The sequence below is a fragment of the Photobacterium sp. HL06 genome (assembly GCF_059552575.1).
Window position 1 is genome coordinate 3,639,597 of the sequence record NZ_CM183914.1, and the last position, 15,865, is coordinate 3,655,461.

The 15,865-nt window shown below is 52.7% G+C and carries 11 protein-coding genes; 4 read left to right on the plus strand and 7 right to left on the minus strand.

What is annotated here, in order from left to right:
• Position 1: 1 nt before the first annotated feature.
• The 4 genes from hldE to AC51G0_RS16415 all read right to left on the minus strand — a co-directional run bounded on the left by hldE (position 2) and on the right by AC51G0_RS16415 (position 8,007).
• Positions 2-1,432, minus strand: coding sequence for a bifunctional D-glycero-beta-D-manno-heptose-7-phosphate kinase/D-glycero-beta-D-manno-heptose 1-phosphate adenylyltransferase HldE (gene hldE, locus AC51G0_RS16400; RefSeq protein WP_496299821.1), 1,431 nt, complete (start codon positions 1,430-1,432; stop codon positions 2-4).
• 46 nt (positions 1,433-1,478) lie between these two features.
• Positions 1,479-4,340, minus strand: coding sequence for a bifunctional [glutamate--ammonia ligase]-adenylyl-L-tyrosine phosphorylase/[glutamate--ammonia-ligase] adenylyltransferase (gene glnE / locus AC51G0_RS16405; RefSeq protein WP_496299822.1), 2,862 nt, complete (start codon positions 4,338-4,340; stop codon positions 1,479-1,481).
• A gap of 142 nt (positions 4,341-4,482) precedes the next feature.
• Positions 4,483-6,084: a methyl-accepting chemotaxis protein gene (locus tag AC51G0_RS16410; protein ID WP_496299824.1), complete on the minus strand. Its 1,602-nt coding sequence runs from the start codon at positions 6,082-6,084 to the stop codon at positions 4,483-4,485.
• 408 nt (positions 6,085-6,492) lie between these two features.
• Positions 6,493-8,007, minus strand: coding sequence for a CYTH and CHAD domain-containing protein (locus AC51G0_RS16415; protein WP_496299825.1), 1,515 nt, complete (start codon positions 8,005-8,007; stop codon positions 6,493-6,495).
• A 184-nt stretch (positions 8,008-8,191) separates the two neighbouring features.
• Between AC51G0_RS16415 and AC51G0_RS16420 the strand changes: the two genes are divergently transcribed.
• The 3 genes from AC51G0_RS16420 (at position 8,192) to AC51G0_RS16430 (ending at position 10,908) form a co-directional block, all read left to right on the plus strand.
• Positions 8,192-8,872, plus strand: a complete 681-nt coding sequence (locus AC51G0_RS16420) for a TIGR00153 family protein (RefSeq protein WP_496299826.1) — start codon at positions 8,192-8,194, stop codon at positions 8,870-8,872.
• 35 nt (positions 8,873-8,907) lie between these two features.
• Complete coding sequence (locus AC51G0_RS16425; RefSeq protein WP_496299827.1) at positions 8,908-10,176, plus strand: inorganic phosphate transporter; 1,269 nt, start codon at positions 8,908-8,910, stop codon at positions 10,174-10,176.
• A 114-nt stretch (positions 10,177-10,290) separates the two neighbouring features.
• Positions 10,291-10,908 carry a TIGR04211 family SH3 domain-containing protein gene (locus AC51G0_RS16430; protein ID WP_496299828.1) on the plus strand — a complete coding sequence of 206 codons (618 nt, stop codon included), beginning with the start codon at positions 10,291-10,293 and terminating at the stop codon, positions 10,906-10,908.
• A 103-nt stretch (positions 10,909-11,011) separates the two neighbouring features.
• Here AC51G0_RS16430 and AC51G0_RS16435 read toward each other — a convergent pair whose 3' ends face one another.
• Complete coding sequence (locus AC51G0_RS16435; RefSeq protein ID WP_496299830.1) at positions 11,012-11,884, minus strand: general secretion pathway protein GspB; 873 nt, start codon at positions 11,882-11,884, stop codon at positions 11,012-11,014.
• Positions 11,884-13,569, minus strand: coding sequence for an ExeA family protein (locus AC51G0_RS16440; protein ID WP_496299832.1), 1,686 nt, complete (start codon positions 13,567-13,569; stop codon positions 11,884-11,886). The genes AC51G0_RS16435 and AC51G0_RS16440 overlap by 1 nt, the downstream gene beginning before the upstream one ends.
• Before the next feature lie 197 nt (positions 13,570-13,766).
• Here AC51G0_RS16440 and AC51G0_RS16445 point away from each other — a divergent pair, with 197 nt between their 5' ends.
• Positions 13,767-14,993, plus strand: a complete 1,227-nt coding sequence (locus AC51G0_RS16445) for a multifunctional CCA addition/repair protein (protein WP_496299833.1) — start codon at positions 13,767-13,769, stop codon at positions 14,991-14,993.
• 64 nt (positions 14,994-15,057) lie between these two features.
• Here AC51G0_RS16445 and AC51G0_RS16450 read toward each other — a convergent pair whose 3' ends face one another.
• Positions 15,058-15,861 carry an undecaprenyl-diphosphate phosphatase gene (locus AC51G0_RS16450; RefSeq protein ID WP_496301987.1) on the minus strand — a complete coding sequence of 268 codons (804 nt, stop codon included), beginning with the start codon at positions 15,859-15,861 and terminating at the stop codon, positions 15,058-15,060.
• Positions 15,862-15,865 lie beyond the last annotated feature (4 nt).

A 15,865-nucleotide genomic window follows, 5' to 3' on the forward strand; every position in this document is an offset into this window, starting at 1 on the left:
ATTAACCACGTCCGCCACGGATCGCTTCAATGATCTCAGTGGTTGAGCAGCCATCTTCAAAGTTCAACACCCGAACCTCTCCACCTGCAGCAACCACTTCCTGGCCACCCGCAATCTCTTCCGGCTTATAATCACCACCCTTGACCAACAAACTAGGTAAAATTTCGCTGATCAGACGTTGCGGAGTTTCTTCGCTAAACGGTACCACCCAGTCAACGGCCCCCAAGCCAGCCAGAACCGCCATCCGGCGATCTTCCGGGTTTACCGGACGGCCAGGGCCTTTCAGGGTTTGTACTGAGCTGTCTGAGTTAACGGCGACAATCAGGCGATCGCCCAGTTTGGCCGCTTCATTAAGGTATGCCACATGGCCAGCATGCAAAATATCAAAGCAACCATTGGTCATCACAACCTTCTCACCACGCGCCCTGGCCGCTTTTACAGCCTGCTTGAGCTGCGCTTCGGCAATCACGCCAAAACCGCTCTCCTGGCTGCCATGGATCGCATCAGTCAGCTCGATCGTCGACAGCGTTGAGGTCCCCAGCTTAGCAACAACCACACCAGCAGCGGCATTAGCCAGCTTACAGGCATCTGAGAGCGATTTACCCGCCGCCAGAGAAGCAGCCAGTACAGAGATCACAGTATCACCAGCACCAGTCACATCGTAGACTTCCTGTGCCAATGTCGGCATATGTAGCGGTTCCTGGCCTTTTTGCAGCAGCGTCATACCGTGCTCGCTGCGAGTGACCAGCAGGGCCTCAAAATCGAACTGCTCAATCAGGCCCAGGCCTTTTTCTACCAGCTCTTGGTCTGTCTTGACCTTACCGACCACAGCTTCAAATTCAGACAGGTTAGGCGTTAGCAGTGTGGCACCGCGGTAACGTTCAAAGTCAGCCCCTTTCGGGTCAACCATCACTGGCACACCCGCCTTGCGCGCCAGTAGGATCATCGCCTGGACATGTTCCAGTGCCCCCTTGGCATAATCAGACAGGATCACCGCCTTCACGCTTGATAGCGACTGTTCTAGGCGTGGCAGGATCACGTCAGCAGCGACATCATGGAAACCTTCTTCGAAATCCAGGCGGATCAGCTGCTGGCCACGGCTCATCACCCGTAGCTTGGTGATCGTAGGATAATCTGGGAGCGAGACAAAATCACAGCGCACATCCAGCGAGGATAATTTTTCAGTCAACGCTTTCGCTGGCTCATCAATTCCCGTCAGGCCAACCAACCGGGCATGGCCCCCCAGGGCTGCAATATTCATGGCCACGTTAGCCGCACCGCCCGGACGCTCTTCGATCTGATCGACCTTCACAATAGGCACAGGCGCTTCAGGTGAGATACGCCCGGTTGGTCCATACCAATAACGGTCAAGCATGACATCACCAACAACCAAAACACCTGCTTGATCATAATCAGGAAGAGTCAGTTTCATTATTATCTCCGGGGTATAAAAAACTGAAAAATACTAACACAAAGCCTTATTGATCTGCATCCAATGCAAAGCAATGTCGCCAAATCTGCTGCACAACCTCACGCTCAGCCACAAATTTATCCTCGGCCACATAGGCAGACAGCCCCAGCAGGTTAAGGCGATGGATTTCATCACGCATATGGCAATATGCCAGCTTCAATGCCTGCGCCTCTTTCATGTCGAGGATCTCGCACTCTGCCATCGTATCGAAAATACGGACATTATCAGACCAGCGAGTCAACACCCGTTCGCCGCTGGCATGCTGCAGTACCAGGTATTGGGCAATAAACTCAATATCTGTGATCCCGCCCTTGTCTTGCTTGAGGCCAAACATCCCGGCTTTTTGGCTGCCGAGGTGCTCACGCATTTTATGGCGCATCTCAACCACATCCTGCTGCAGTTTTTCCGGCTCGCGAGGCTGCATCAAAATAGCCTGCCGAACCTTGGCAAAACCCTGCTGCAATGGGGTATCGCCATACACCATACGCGCCCTGACCAGCGCCTGGTGTTCCCAGGTCCAGGCTTCCTGCTGCTGATAGTCGGCAAAGGCCTCCATGGTACTGACCAACAAGCCTGATGCTCCAGACGGGCGCAGGCGGACATCCACTTCATACAACACACCGGACGAGGTCCGGGTAGAGAACAGGTGCACTATCCGCTGCGCCAACCTGAGGTAAAACTGGCGGCCATCAATTTCTTTCTTGCCGTTGGTATACACATCGGCCGGGCAGTCATGAAGAAATACCAAATCCAGATCAGAGCCATAGCCCAACTCCCAACCTCCGACCTTGCCATAGCCCAGTACCCCGAACCCTTTGCCGTCACGGTCTTGCAGGTGGGCCGGCTCGCCATATTTTTCGACCATCTGGAGCCAGGCCTGGTTGACCACCGCACCAATGATCGCTTCGGCAAGGAAAGTTAAGTGATCGCTCACTTTCATCAACGGCAGTGCGCCGGCGATATCGGCCGCGGCAATCCGCAGCAACTGTGCCTGCTTGAACTGCCGGATCGCCTCCATCTGCTGTTCCATATCTTCTTCCGGGATCCGGGCAAGGTACTCGCGCAGTTCATCCTGGTACTGATCCAATGGCGTCGGATTATAGAGGTGCTGGGGATCTAAAAGCTCATCGAGCAAGATAGGGTATTGGGTTAGCTGCTCGGCCACCATCGGGCTGGCAGCACACAGGCGCACTAGCTGATCCAGTGCCGCCGGGTGCTCACTAAGCAACTCAAGATAGGTGGTCCGGGTTGCGACCCGAACAATCAGTTTCGTTACCCGAGCCAAGACCTGCGCAGCATCCGGGCGCGCTACAATCCGCGCCAACACTTCTGGCATCAGCTTCGCCAACACTTCCCTGCCACGAGGCCCTAACGTCCGCTTGGAGAGTTCTGCCTTCATCCCCAGCAAAATGCTCGCCTGGCTAGCACCTTCCGGGGCAGCCAGCTCATCAAGGATGCTCAGCAAGATCTCTTCATTTTTCACCATCGCCCACATTTCGTGATACTGGGCATCCGCGGCAGACTGCACCTCTTCGTCCTCGGCCCCTATGATATCTTCAAACACCTGGTGAATCGCGCTCATATGCCCGCTGACCGCAGCCAGTAACGCCGACCAATCAGGATAGCCCATTGCACAAGCCAGGCGGCTCTGATCCAAAGGTTTATCCGGCAGCGTCTGGGTCTGCTTGTCATCAATCGCCTGCAGTAAATTCTCCAGCTTGCGCAAGAAGCAATAACCCTGCTCGAGATCGGTGACCTGCCTGTCCGGCAGCAAAGCCAGCTGCTTCATTGCCGACAACGTTTCAAGTAGCCCACGGTGACGCAAACTTGGCTCCCGGCCACCACGGATCAACTGGAATGACTGGGCAATAAACTCCACCTCACGGATCCCGCCTGCACCAAGCTTGATGTTGTTATTCAGGCCCCGACGGCGAACCTCACTGCTGATCATCGATTTCATCCGCCGCAGCGACTGGATCGCACTGAAGTCGATGTAACGGCGGAACACGAATGGACGCAGCATCTGGCGCAGCTCTTGGTACTGGCTAAAGCTTTCACGCCCCATCACCCGCGATTTGATCATCGCGTAACGCTCCCAGTCCCGGCCTTGCTCCTGGTAATAGTCTTCCAGTGCCGCATAGCTCATGACCAAAGGGCCGCTGTCGCCAAACGGGCGCAAACGCATATCGACCCGGTAGCAAAAACCGTCGAAAGTCTGCTGATCCAGCGCCTTGATCAACCGCTGCCCAAGCCGGGTAAAGAATTGGGCATTGGCCAGGCTGCGCCGTCCGCCCTGGGTTTCGCCATTCTCCGGATAGGTAAAAATCAAGTCGATATCCGAAGAGAAATTCAATTCACCGCCACCGAGTTTGCCCATTCCTAAGATCAGCATCGGTTGTGCCTCTCCCTGCGCGTTCACCGGTGTGCCCCATTCCTTGCAGCATTGGGCATACAGCCAGTTGTAAGCTTCCATGATCAAAGCTTCGGCCAGCTGTGACAAATGATCCAAACTCTGGGTCAATGATGCTTTCCCGGTAAAGTCACGCCAGGCAATCCACACCATTTCCTGGCGGCGAAATGCCCGAAGCTGGCGCATCAGGCTGTTTTCATCCGTCGCAGCAGACAGCTTTTCGGCCAGCTGCAAGCGGTACTGGGCGGCATGCTCTTTGTCATCAACATGCTGAGCAAGCCAGGGCAGTAGCTGACCGTCCCGCATGATCGAGGCGGTGACAAAGTCACTGCAGCCGAGCACCTGGCGTAACTCCGGCAATCGCTCGGCTGGCCACTGGGCCAGCAGTTCAGGGTGGGCATGCTGAATTTTTTCGACGGCTTTGTCGGCAGCAGCAATCAGTACGTCAGGCTGGGTCATAGCGATTCCTTTATTCGTTTCCCTGGCAAAGCGGGCTGTCTCTATCGGAAGTAAAGCGGTATTAGCAGTAACATAACACAACGCCCGCTAGTTAGCGGGCGTTGTAGGGTACCAAAGTCACGTTCCGAGAACGTAGCAGTGATTAGATGCGGAAGGCCTGGATCTTGCCTTCCAGCTCTGTGGCATGATTTTGCATCGTGTCAGAGGTTTCGGACAGCTCCGTCACCACCACGACCGACGCTTCAACCAGCTCACGAACATTGGTCAGGTTCTGGTTCATTTCATCGGCCACGGCGCTCTGCTGTTCAGCCGCAGAGGCGATCTGGAAGTTCATATCATTGATCCGCTGGACCTGATCAACAATCTTATCGAGCTCTCCACCCGCATTGGTCACTAATTCAACCCCTTCGGCCGCTTCCACCACACTCTGCTCCATCAGGCCAACAGCCTGCTGGGCACTGTTTTGCAGCAGTGAAATCATCTCCTGGATCTCAACGGTCGCCTGCTGGGTACGTTGGGCCAGGTTACGGACTTCATCAGCCACAACGGCAAAGCCACGGCCAGCATCACCGGCACGGGCAGCCTCAATGGCGGCATTTAATGCCAGCAGGTTAGTCTGCTCGGAAATACTCTGAATGGTGACAATCACACTGCCGATTTGCTCAACACGCTCCTCAACCTGGTTGACCGCATTCGCAGACTGGCTGATGTCTTGTGACAGCTGGTTAATAGTACCGATAGTCTGCGAGACAAACTGCTGACCCTGGGTCGCCTGCTCCGAAGTACCCTCAGTCGCATTCGATGCTTCGCGCGCATGATCGGCAACGGTCTGGACCGTCGAGGTCATCTCGCTCATCGCCGAGGCCAGCTGGTCGATTTCATTGAACTCTTCCTGCGCAGATTCCTTGGTCTCCATCATGCTGATCGACATAACCTCGGCCAAGCCAGAGAGTTCAGAAGCCGCATCCCGCTGGTTGCGGATCACATCATGCAGCTGGATCCGGGTTTTCTCCAGCTCACGGGCCAAATCGCCGTATTCATCGCGGCACTCCATCTCAATCGGCTGAGACAGGTTACGTGCAGCAAGCAACTGGATGTTATCAGCAAGATAATTAGTCTGGCGCAACATCACGCTTGAGCCACTCAATAGGATCACCACAAAGGCAACAATCATCACACCGGTCTGCCAGGCAACCTGTACCAGATACTCGCTGTGGTATGCTTCAGCCTCAGAAGCTGGCTGAGAAGCGACAACCAACCAGTTCCACTGGGCTAGCTCAACGGCATATTCAAAGCGTTCATGGTTATTGAGTACCAAGCTGCCTGCGCCCGAAAACTGGTTCAAAAAGCCTGATAGGCTATTGCCGTTTTCCATCACGCTAGTCAGCTCATTAAGCGTTCGAGCTTGTGGGTGTCCCAACAACTTGCCGCTATCGCGTTCGACAAGATAGAGGTATGCCCCTTGCTTCCAACTGCTGGCCTGAGCATCAATCGCCTGCTCTGCCAACACCTTCCCTTTTTCACCCTGGGCCAGGAATGTCGTTAGCATTGCCGCATTGGCTTCAGCCAGTTCCTGCGAGCGATCTTGCTGAATTTCTACCACCGACTGGTAAAAAGCATTCGCATCCCATAACTGCTTTCCGATCAGCAAAACGGTACTGAACACCATCAACAGCACCAACTTCGGCACTAGCCGAATATTGGTCAGTCCCTTTTCCCATGGTTTGAAAACCATCTTTGCCATTTGGAATCTCCATATTAAAAAGTTCGCTAGCCCCAAAATACGGTGACTTGCCATAGGAAAGTCGCCTGTTGGAAGCCCTTGCTTTAGGAGTCATCACGTTGAGTAATGGCCCACGCCCCCAACTGCCCACCCCAGCAGCTGGCTACGATTTATTTTTAAGCTCAAAACAATAGCTGATATTCTATAGGTCGGCAGGTAATTGCGAAAATTTAATGATGAAAAAGATCGACGCCGTCAAACATGAACTGGATCCCATAAGCCTGATAGCGCTAGTTTCACCCTTTCAGCGCCTTACCCAGCGATAGCAACGGCTGAATAACAACGGGAACAGGCGAAAGGCAGAAATAGCCTAAACAAAAACGCCCCGCAACAAGCAGGGCGTTTATAGCAAGCTTCAACGAGGCAGGCCTACGGCCAATAGGGTGCCAACTCGATGCCAATCTGGCGGGTCTGATCCATCGCATGGAGCAGCGACTCTTCCTTGCGGTTGAGCCATTTCCCAATCTGGCGAAGATCGTCTTCTTCCTGCTGGTCCAGTAGCTGCCTGAGTGGCTCTAGCTGGCGCAAATCTTCCATACCACGCAACAGATCCAGCCATGGCATTCTAAAACTGGCACGCTTTTCTTCGTCGTACAACTCGGCAAAACAGAGACCGCTCATCAGATTACGGATAAGGCGCGGTTGCTGATCGAGATAATCAATCCGGCTCAGCTTGCGCTCTGATGGGAATACATCAGCCAGCTCTTCCCACGACCGGGCCAGTATATTATCGGCAAATGCCTTGATATCACCGGCCAGGCGCTCACGGGATTTGTCATCAAGAAATGGCTGCCAGCCCCGGCTCAGGATCCAGCGGCTAAGATCAAGCAGCAGGCCACAATAACGGGAAGACTCGATCAGCTGCATCATCTCTTCGGCTGTTGGCAATTCTTCTTGCCGCCCCTGCAGCTGTTTCATTAGCTCCTTGCGCGCATTGAGCTTTTTCAGTACATGGCCTTTATCAGCCAGTAGCTGTTCAATACTGGAAAATTCTTCCAGCCAATTCAGCTCGCCTTCCAACCATTGCAATTCCTGACGCACCAAAGCACTGGCACGGCGCGGGATCATCCCACCAAACATCACAAAAGCCTGGCGGATAAGGCCGAGTGCCTGATGGATCTGGTAGAGGGCTGCCTGCTCCTGGCGTTCAGCAAAAATTTGTTCATGGTAATGCCAATGCCCGAGCGCATGCTCCAGCGTTTTGACAAACACTGACTCAACGCTTTCACCGGACTGTACCGGTACAAACGCTAACGGCTTAACTTGGTCGCCCTGGTAGCCCGCAGCCAGACGATAACCCCGGGCCGCCTTGCTCAGGTTCCCCAGGCGCATGCCGCCATCAGCACACAATTCACGGGCAAGGGTGAACAGCGCATCAGTCTGGCCTGATTTTAGCTCCAGCTCCACTTCGCAAATCGGGCTGGTTTGCCCATTGGCACTGACTTCACCCTGGTCAAAGGCCAGTTCAACCTGGCTACCGTCAGGCATGGCAACAAGCCATTGCTGGCGTTCAAAATCAGTGGAGAATAACGGGGCAAGCTGCTGCTGTACGCCAGCAACATTGATACCCTTCGGCCAGGCATCAGCAGGATGCAGGGAGAGATCAGGATCGGTTCCATTGATTTCAGCATTGTATTCCGGACGTTGGTGCAATCCCGCGACCACTCGTCCTGCTGTTTTCAAGGTTTGAACAAACACGTCATCAAAACGACGGACCCGTAGGCCAATATCGTGCTGGCGAAGAATTTGGTCTGGGGTGTCGAAGTAGACATTGCCTAACAGTCGACTACTTTGCTGCAGTATTTTCGCATCAGATATTTTACGTAATAATTGACTCGAAAATTCTGGTGAGACGAAAAACTTCAGTTCTATCTCGGTTTCCATAGTTATACCTATAAACAGTGGCAAACCAAGGATATTTGCAATTGCGCTTCGGGGCAAGCATGAAATATCGACAAAACCTTGATCAAAAATAGTTCCCCTGTACTAACTTATACGTTAACATGCGCGCCTCTGTGACCATCGCTCAAGAATTAGCCTCTTTAGGCGCTCTTTAGGTTGATCAGCTATGCCAGTAAATACAATTATGGGGCTCTTTGCTAAATCCCCAATCAAACCGCTGCAACGTCATGTTACTCGCGTAAATGAATGTTGCGAACTGCTTGTTCCTTTTTTCGAGGCATGTCATGCCGGAGATTGGGATAAAGCATCGAACTTACGTGAACAGATCTCGCAGCTTGAAAAAGATGCGGATGTATTGAAGCGTGAGATCCGCCTTAAACTTCCTCGTGGTCTTTTCATGCCTGTCGATCGTACCGACATGCTAGGCCTTCTAACCCAACAGGATAAGCTTGCTAACCTGTCCAAAGATATCGCTGGTCGTGTCTTAGGCCGACAGCTGCAAATTCCTGCAACAATGTACCCGGATTTCGTTGCCTACGTTCAACGTTGCCTTGATGCAGCCAATCAAGCTAGCCGTGTTATTAACGAGCTAGACGAGTTGCTGGAAACAGGCTTCAAGGGCAGAGAAGTGACGCTAGTTGCTGAAATGATTAATCAGCTTGATGTCATCGAAGATGATACCGACACCTTGCAGATTCAACTGCGTCAACAGCTAATGTCCATCGAAGACCAATACAGTCCGGTGGATGTCATGTTCCTGTACAAAATTCTCGAGTGGATTGGCGGTATCGCTGATCAGGCACAACGTGTCGGCTCGCGGCTAGAAATCATGCTATCGCGTTCTTAATCGAAGAGAATGTAAGAAAATAACAAGGTTTTACAATGGAAATCCTGGCTAACTACGGCACCATTCTTATTATGGTGGCGGCTATCTTTGGTCTTTTGATGGCGATTGGTATTGGTGCAAATGATGTTGCCAATGCTATGGGTACTTCAGTAGGTTCGAAAGCGCTAACGGTAAAACAAGCAATCATCATTGCGATGATTTTTGAATTTGCCGGTGCATACCTTGCGGGTGGTGAAGTAACAGATACCATCCGTAAAGGTGTTATCGACATGTCGTTCTATACCGATCAACCAGAAGTCTTGGTTTACGGTATGATGTCTGCTCTTCTTGCTGCCGGTACATGGTTATTGCTCGCCTCTTATATGGGCTGGCCAGTATCAACAACACATTCAATTATCGGTGCAATCATCGGTTTTGCCTGTATTTCTGTTGGTACAGAAGCTGTGTCTTGGACTTCAGTGCAAGGTATTGTCGGTAGCTGGCTTATCACCCCTCTGATTTCAGGCTTCTTTGCTTACCTGATCTTTATCAGTGCCCAACGTTTAATCTTCGATACAGATAACCCCTTGATTAATGCTAAACGTTTTGTACCTGTTTATATGTTTATGACAGCGATGGTCATTGCATTGGTAACAATAAAGAAAGGTCTAAAACACGTAGGCTTACATCTATCAAGTGGTGAAGCATGGATGGCATCAATTGCTATTTCTACTGTTGTAATGGTTTATGGTTATATTTACATCAGCAAGAAATATACAGATGATGGCAGCTCTGTTGATAGCAACGGTTATGCTGGCGTAGAACGCGTATTCAGCCTATTAATGGTTGTTACTGCGTGTGCGATGGCATTTGCTCATGGTTCTAATGACGTTGCGAATGCGATTGGTCCACTATCAGCGGTTGTATCAACCGTTCAGAATATGGGGGCAATCACTGCGAAAAGTGCTATCGCATGGTGGATCCTACCACTAGGCGGTATCGGTATCGTTATTGGTCTGGCGACAATGGGCCATAAAGTCATGGCGACAGTAGGTACAGGTATTACTGAACTAACACCAAGTCGAGGCTTTGCTGCTCAGCTAGCAACTGCATCAACGGTAGTATTAGCTTCTGGTACTGGTTTACCTATTTCAACAACACAAACTTTAGTAGGTGGTGTAATCGGCGTTGCTTTTGCTCGCGGTATTGCGGCACTGAACCTGGGTGTTGTACGAAATATTGTTGCCTCATGGGTTATTACCCTGCCAGCCGGGGCACTACTTGCTGTCATTTTCTTCTACGTGATGCAAGCAGTCTTTGGTTAAAAGTGGTACAGGTTCAAAAGAGGGAGGCTTTGCCTCCCTCTTTTCTTGCACCCGAGGCACAAAGTTTTTAGTATTTGTGCTCTTAAAGAATACAGGCTCCTCAAGGATCTTATTGTGAAGCATCTAATCAGCATCTTATTACTCGCTTGCGCCGTGGTAACAATCCCTGCGAAAGCCGAGCAGGTTCGTTACATTTCTGACGATCTGTTCACCTATATGCACCGGGGCCCAAGCACCCAGTTCCGTATTATGGGCAGTGTCAATGCCGGCACCAAAGTCACCTTGCTCGAAACCAATAAAGAAACAGGTTACAGCAAAGTTACCGATAGCCGCGGCCGTACCGGCTGGGTCAACTCTGACTTTATCTCTGCCCAGGTAGGCCTGAAAGAGCGTGTGCCAGCTCTAGAAAAAGAGCTTACCGAAGTGAAGGCTGCTCTGGCTGACGCCCAGCTATCGGGTGATGAAAAAACCGCTAGCCTGCAGAACTCGCTGCAAACGCGTACGGAGCAAATCACGGAGCTGGAATCTCAGAACAGCCAGCTCAACGAACAGCTAATGACATCACAGGCTGAAATTCGTGAATTGCGCGCCAAGATTGATACCCAGAAAGACGATCTGCTGATGAAATGGTTCACCTACGGCGGCATGGTCGCTGGCGCGGGTTTGCTATTTGGCTTGATCCTGCCACACCTGATCCCTCGCCGCCGCAAACGCAATAACGGCTGGGCATAAATCCGGGCATAAGCCTAGGTATTCATGCGACATCATTCAAACGACAAAATGGCAGCCTATGGCTGCCATTTTTTCTAACTGCATACCCGCAAAACTGAATCGCTTACCATTCAGACAACGCTGGCATCTCAACCAAGTACGCCTCAAAGTCGAAGACAACCTGTCTCGGCTCAATGCGACGCAAAGTCACCCCCGGCGCAATTTCATCCCCTTCGAAGGCTTCCCGGCCATTCACTTTCACCCAGCGGCTATTGGCAACCGATGAGTAAATATGAGTTTGAAAGTTCAGCGGAGGGATCCGTTTTTGTACGGAAGCTGGCAGCTCACCGAGTGCTACCGCCTCGATAACAGCTTCAATAACGGCAGGAGGGTCAGACGGCTCATCAACGGGCAACGAGTCTGTGGCAGCAATCGCAGATTTCAACTGCTCCGCGAGCAGTGGCGATAGCTCCGAATAGTCTAATCCGTCCAGCCCCCACTCTGTTTCTGATGGCTGGGCAGAGATCACTCTTGGCTCACCGGCTGGCTCAGGTGTACGGCTAGGAGCAGACAAAGAAACAGCCGTTCGGGTAGTCTGACTGGCAAATTGACGGTTTAGCGATGGCAATGGCTCAGTCGGCAATTCAGGGTAAGGTAAAAAACGGATTTCCGAAGCTCCCTTTCCCAGTACCAGCGGGGCGCTTTTCGGCATAACAGGCTTGGCCTTTATGGTGCTTGCCTCTGACTGAATCGCAACAATATCTGCCCTCACAGGAGCGGAGGAAATCATGGTATTCGGCACACCTTCCGACTGGGCCTCGATAAACTGGCTATAGGCCAGAGTTCCAGCCACCGGCGCGATCACAAGCAAGGCAGGCAGCAACCAGGACGGCAAGCGCCGAGATGCAGCTACCTGGTGGGCAGATCGACTCGCCAATTGCGGTTGATACTGGTTTTGCTGCTCTGACTGTGCAATAGCATTGAGTAAATTGGACATTAACTTCTCTCCGGTTGCAGCGTCGGACCTGGTAGGTTCAGTGCCGAATCAATGACCATCAAGGTCCTCGGCCCGGCAATACCATCTGCACTCAAATCCTGTGCCCGCTGAAAACGACGGAGCTTATCTAGCAGTATCTGATCAAAACGGTCTTCCTGAGTGAGCTTTTCTCCCAGCAATAGGCTGAGCTGTTGATTCAACCACTTCACCCTAGGCCCCTGCTGACCATAACGAATCGTGGTTTTATCACCAAGAGGCGGCCGCCAGAGCAAGGTATAGGCCTGCTGCCAACGCAGCTCCAGCCAGTCGTAGCTCACTGCAATTCGCTTCTCGCCCAGCAACAGCTCGACACGGTCCTTATCCAAGGCATATACAACGGCATAGAAAGTCGGCTTTCCATTTTCCTGCAGCGGTACAATAACCGGGCGGTTGATAATGCTCAGCTGCTCCAAACTAACTTTGCCCTGGTGGCAGCTCAGCTCAACCCGCTGGCTAGTCTCGCAGTTAGCCTGGTTCAGGCGGGTTTCGTACCCCCACAACCGGTATAGGGTTTGCATTGCCTGGCGTTCAGAGCGGCTCTGCTCCATCAGTAACTGCCACTTTGCCGCCAAATCAACCACTTCAGGCTCGGGTTCGACAACCGGGGCTGGGGCGACGGCAACCATTGCGGCAGGTTCAGGCTTGGGGTTAGATTTAGGTACTGGCAGCTGGGCTTCCTGTACCGGGGTGGCAGCCACAGCTGGCGCATGGGGTAGCCCTTGCCAATACCAGAGGCCAGCAGAAAACAGCCCCCCAAGTATCAGGGCACCTCCCCACTGAACCACCCGGCTGCCATGACCACTGGCCGTTTTCGCATTCCCCCCCTCGCCTGTTGGCAGCTGCCAGCTAAGGACATCGTCACATGCCTGGCTGACAATAGCCTTGGTTACCTGATGGGTTGCCTGCTGGCAGGCCAGCAGCATTGCTTTATCGCACACCAGGTTGATCAGGCGCGGAATACCATTAGTTGCCTTGGCAATCTGGCGCGTCAATGGCAACTCAAAGACGTTATACAGGCAATTTACCGCCCTTAAGCGGTAGTGAATATATTCATCAACTTCTTCCGCGGTGAGCGGCAGCAGGTGGTAACGAGAGGTGATCCGCTGGGCCAACTGGCGTAACCGTTCTTGTTGCAACAACTGCTGCAGCTCAGGCTGGCCTACCAGCACCACCTTCAGTAGCTTGCGACTCTCTGTTTCCAGGTTGGTCAGCAACCGAAGCTGCTCCAGCACATCCGGCATCAGGTGCTGGGCCTCATCAACCAGCAATAGTGTCTGCTTACCATTGCTGTGATTGGCCAGTAAGTGCTGGTAGATCCGGTCGGTCAGGATCTTGTAGCTGGCATCCTGCGGATAATCGATACCCAGCTCGTCACAAATGGTAGCCAACAAATCATGAGCAGACAGCGCCGGGTTTAAGATAATGGCAACCTGGGTTTCCTGCGGCAGACGCGATACCAGAGCCCGCAGTACGGTGGTTTTTCCGGTCCCCACTTCGCCCGTCAGTAGCCCAAATCCCCCGCCCCCCGACAAACTCGCCAGCATATGGGTTAACGCTTCCCTGTGGCGCTCACTGAGATAGAGGAAGCGAGCGCTGGGTACAATTGAAAATGGGGATTCAGTGATCCCGAAGAAATCCTTGTACATGCCTTATACTCTTGTATCTGTTTATAAGGAGAGCGCTTCCATTGGCGTTCTTTCCTCACAGAGCAGTAAAATATTATGAAATTAGCATTAAATTACCTTTGCTCTGCAAGATTGTATACCCTGATACCGGATTGGGGTGAACTATGACGCAAAGGTAGTGCCAAAATCTGACGTTGTTATATATAAAGGAGTGAAACTTGCAGACCTATCTTGTGGGTGGCGCCGTTCGCGATGCGCTGCTGGGATTGACGGTAAAGGACAAAGACTGGGTCGTGGTGGGTGCCACCCCGCAGCAAATGCTCGATTTGGGCTATAGCCAGGTGGGCAGCGACTTTCCGGTTTTCCTCCATCCAAAGAGCAAACAAGAATTTGCCCTTGCCAGAACGGAGCGAAAATCAGGCAAGGGGTATACCGGGTTCATCTGCCACTCCGCACCGGACGTCAGCCTTGAACAGGATCTGATGCGACGGGATCTTACCATCAATGCGATTGCCCAGGCCGATGATGGCACATTGGTTGACCCATACAACGGCCAGCAAGACCTGCAAGACAAACAGCTACGGCATGTCTCATCCGCTTTTATCGAAGATCCGCTACGTGTGCTTCGGGTAGCCCGTTTTGCAGCCCGCTTTGCCCACCTGGGCTTTACCGTTGCGCCGGAAACACTCGCCCTGATGCAGGATATGGTCGTGGCCGGTGAGCTTGCAGCGCTCACCCCGGAGCGGGTATGGAAAGAGTGGGAAAAGTCCCTATCGTCAGAAAACCCCGAAGTCTTTCTCAAAGTGCTCCGCCAGTGCGGCGCCCTTGGCGTTATCATGCCTGAAATCGATGCACTCTTTGGTGTACCGCAACCGGAGAAGTGGCACCCGGAGATCGACAGCGGACTCCACACCATCCTGGTAGCCGAGCAAGCCGCCAAGCTCAGCACAGATATGGCAATTCGCTTTGCCGCCCAAGTGCATGACCTGGGTAAAGCACTGACGCCGCCAGAAGAATGGCCTAGCCATAAAATGCATTGCCAGACAGGCTTAGAGGCGATCAAAGGGCTCTGCCAGCGACTGCGAGTCCCCAATGAATACCGTGACGCCGCCCTGGTAGTCTGTGCCCAGCACACCAAAGTCCACCATGCCAAAGAGATGCGGCCAAGTACCTTCATCAAAATATTCGACCAGATCGATGCCTGGCGCAAACCTGAACGCATTGAGCAGCTGGCACTGTGCTGCCGGGCCGATGTCCGCGGGCGGACTGGCCATGAAGACGATCCCTACCACCAGGCCGATATTATGCAGGCCGCCTTTGCTGCCGCCCAAGCCGTCGCCGTCAAGCCGATAGTGGAAGCAGGCTTCACCGGCAAGGCAATCAAGGAGCAGCTGGCCCTGCACCGTGCCGAGGCCGTCAGAACGAGCCTAGAAGCAATGCACTAAGCCCGGATATCAAAAAGCCCGACATGATGTCGGGCTTTTTAATCTACAAGATGGTAATAACCATTTACTGGCTCAGCAGGAACGCAATCAGTCCCGCGCCCAGCAACAGGCGGTAGAGCACAAACGGCAACATACCTAGGCGGGTAACCAGTTTGAGGAAGACGTGAATACATGCATAGGCACTGACAAATGACACTGCAAGGCCAATACCCAGCGCACCAAACTCAATCGCTTCACCGCTGGTTACCAGCTTCGTTCCGAGATAGCCGCCAGCCAATACAATAATTGGAATTGACATCAGGAACGAAAAGCGCGCCGCAGCCTCACGGGTAAAACCAAGGTGAAGTGCAGCCGTCATGGTGGCACCAGAGCGAGAGGTCCCCGGGATCATCGCTGCCGCCTGGGCCAGGCCGATGAACAGCGAGCGCTTCCAGTCAGCCTGGTATTCGTTGTCCTGCTGGGTTGCCCGGATATCCACCCACCAGAGCAGCAGGCCAAAAAAGATAGTGGTTGCCGCAATCACCCACGCCGAACGCAGGTAAAGCTCAATAATATCTTTCATGAACAGACCAAAAATACAGGCCGGTATGGTCGCTAGCACAATCATCCAGGCCAGCTTGGCTTCGGCACAGCGCTGGCCTTTAAAAATAGATCCGATCCAGGCGCTGAGTAGCGCAACGACTTCTTTGCGGAAATACAGAATAACCGCCGCCAGCGTACCGACATGCACAGCCACATCAAATGCCAGCCCTTGGTCATCCCAGCCAAACACCTCAGAAGGCAAAATCAGGTGAGCAGAACTCGAAATCGGCAAAAACTCTGTCAGACCCTGGATAAGGGCCAACACAAAGGCTTCAAAATGACTCATCATT

What these genes read in the sequence shown, in the direction of transcription:
- AC51G0_RS16425 (WP_496299827.1), top strand. Translation starts at nt 8,908, where the DNA reads ATGGAAATCCTGGCTAACTACGGCACCATTCTTATTATGGTGGCGGCT.
- AC51G0_RS16435 (WP_496299830.1), bottom strand. Translation starts at nt 11,884, where the DNA reads ATGTCCAATTTACTCAATGCTATTGCACAGTCAGAGCAGCAAAACCAG.
- AC51G0_RS16440 (WP_496299832.1), bottom strand. Translation starts at nt 13,569, where the DNA reads ATGTACAAGGATTTCTTCGGGATCACTGAATCCCCATTTTCAATTGTA.
- AC51G0_RS16420 (WP_496299826.1), top strand. Translation starts at nt 8,192, where the DNA reads ATGCCAGTAAATACAATTATGGGGCTCTTTGCTAAATCCCCAATCAAA.
- AC51G0_RS16415 (WP_496299825.1), bottom strand. Translation starts at nt 8,007, where the DNA reads ATGGAAACCGAGATAGAACTGAAGTTTTTCGTCTCACCAGAATTTTCG.
- AC51G0_RS16450 (WP_496301987.1), bottom strand. Translation starts at nt 15,861, where the DNA reads ATGAGTCATTTTGAAGCCTTTGTGTTGGCCCTTATCCAGGGTCTGACA.
- AC51G0_RS16410 (WP_496299824.1), bottom strand. Translation starts at nt 6,084, where the DNA reads ATGGCAAAGATGGTTTTCAAACCATGGGAAAAGGGACTGACCAATATT.
- glnE (WP_496299822.1), bottom strand. Translation starts at nt 4,340, where the DNA reads ATGACCCAGCCTGACGTACTGATTGCTGCTGCCGACAAAGCCGTCGAA.
- hldE (WP_496299821.1), bottom strand. Translation starts at nt 1,432, where the DNA reads ATGAAACTGACTCTTCCTGATTATGATCAAGCAGGTGTTTTGGTTGTT.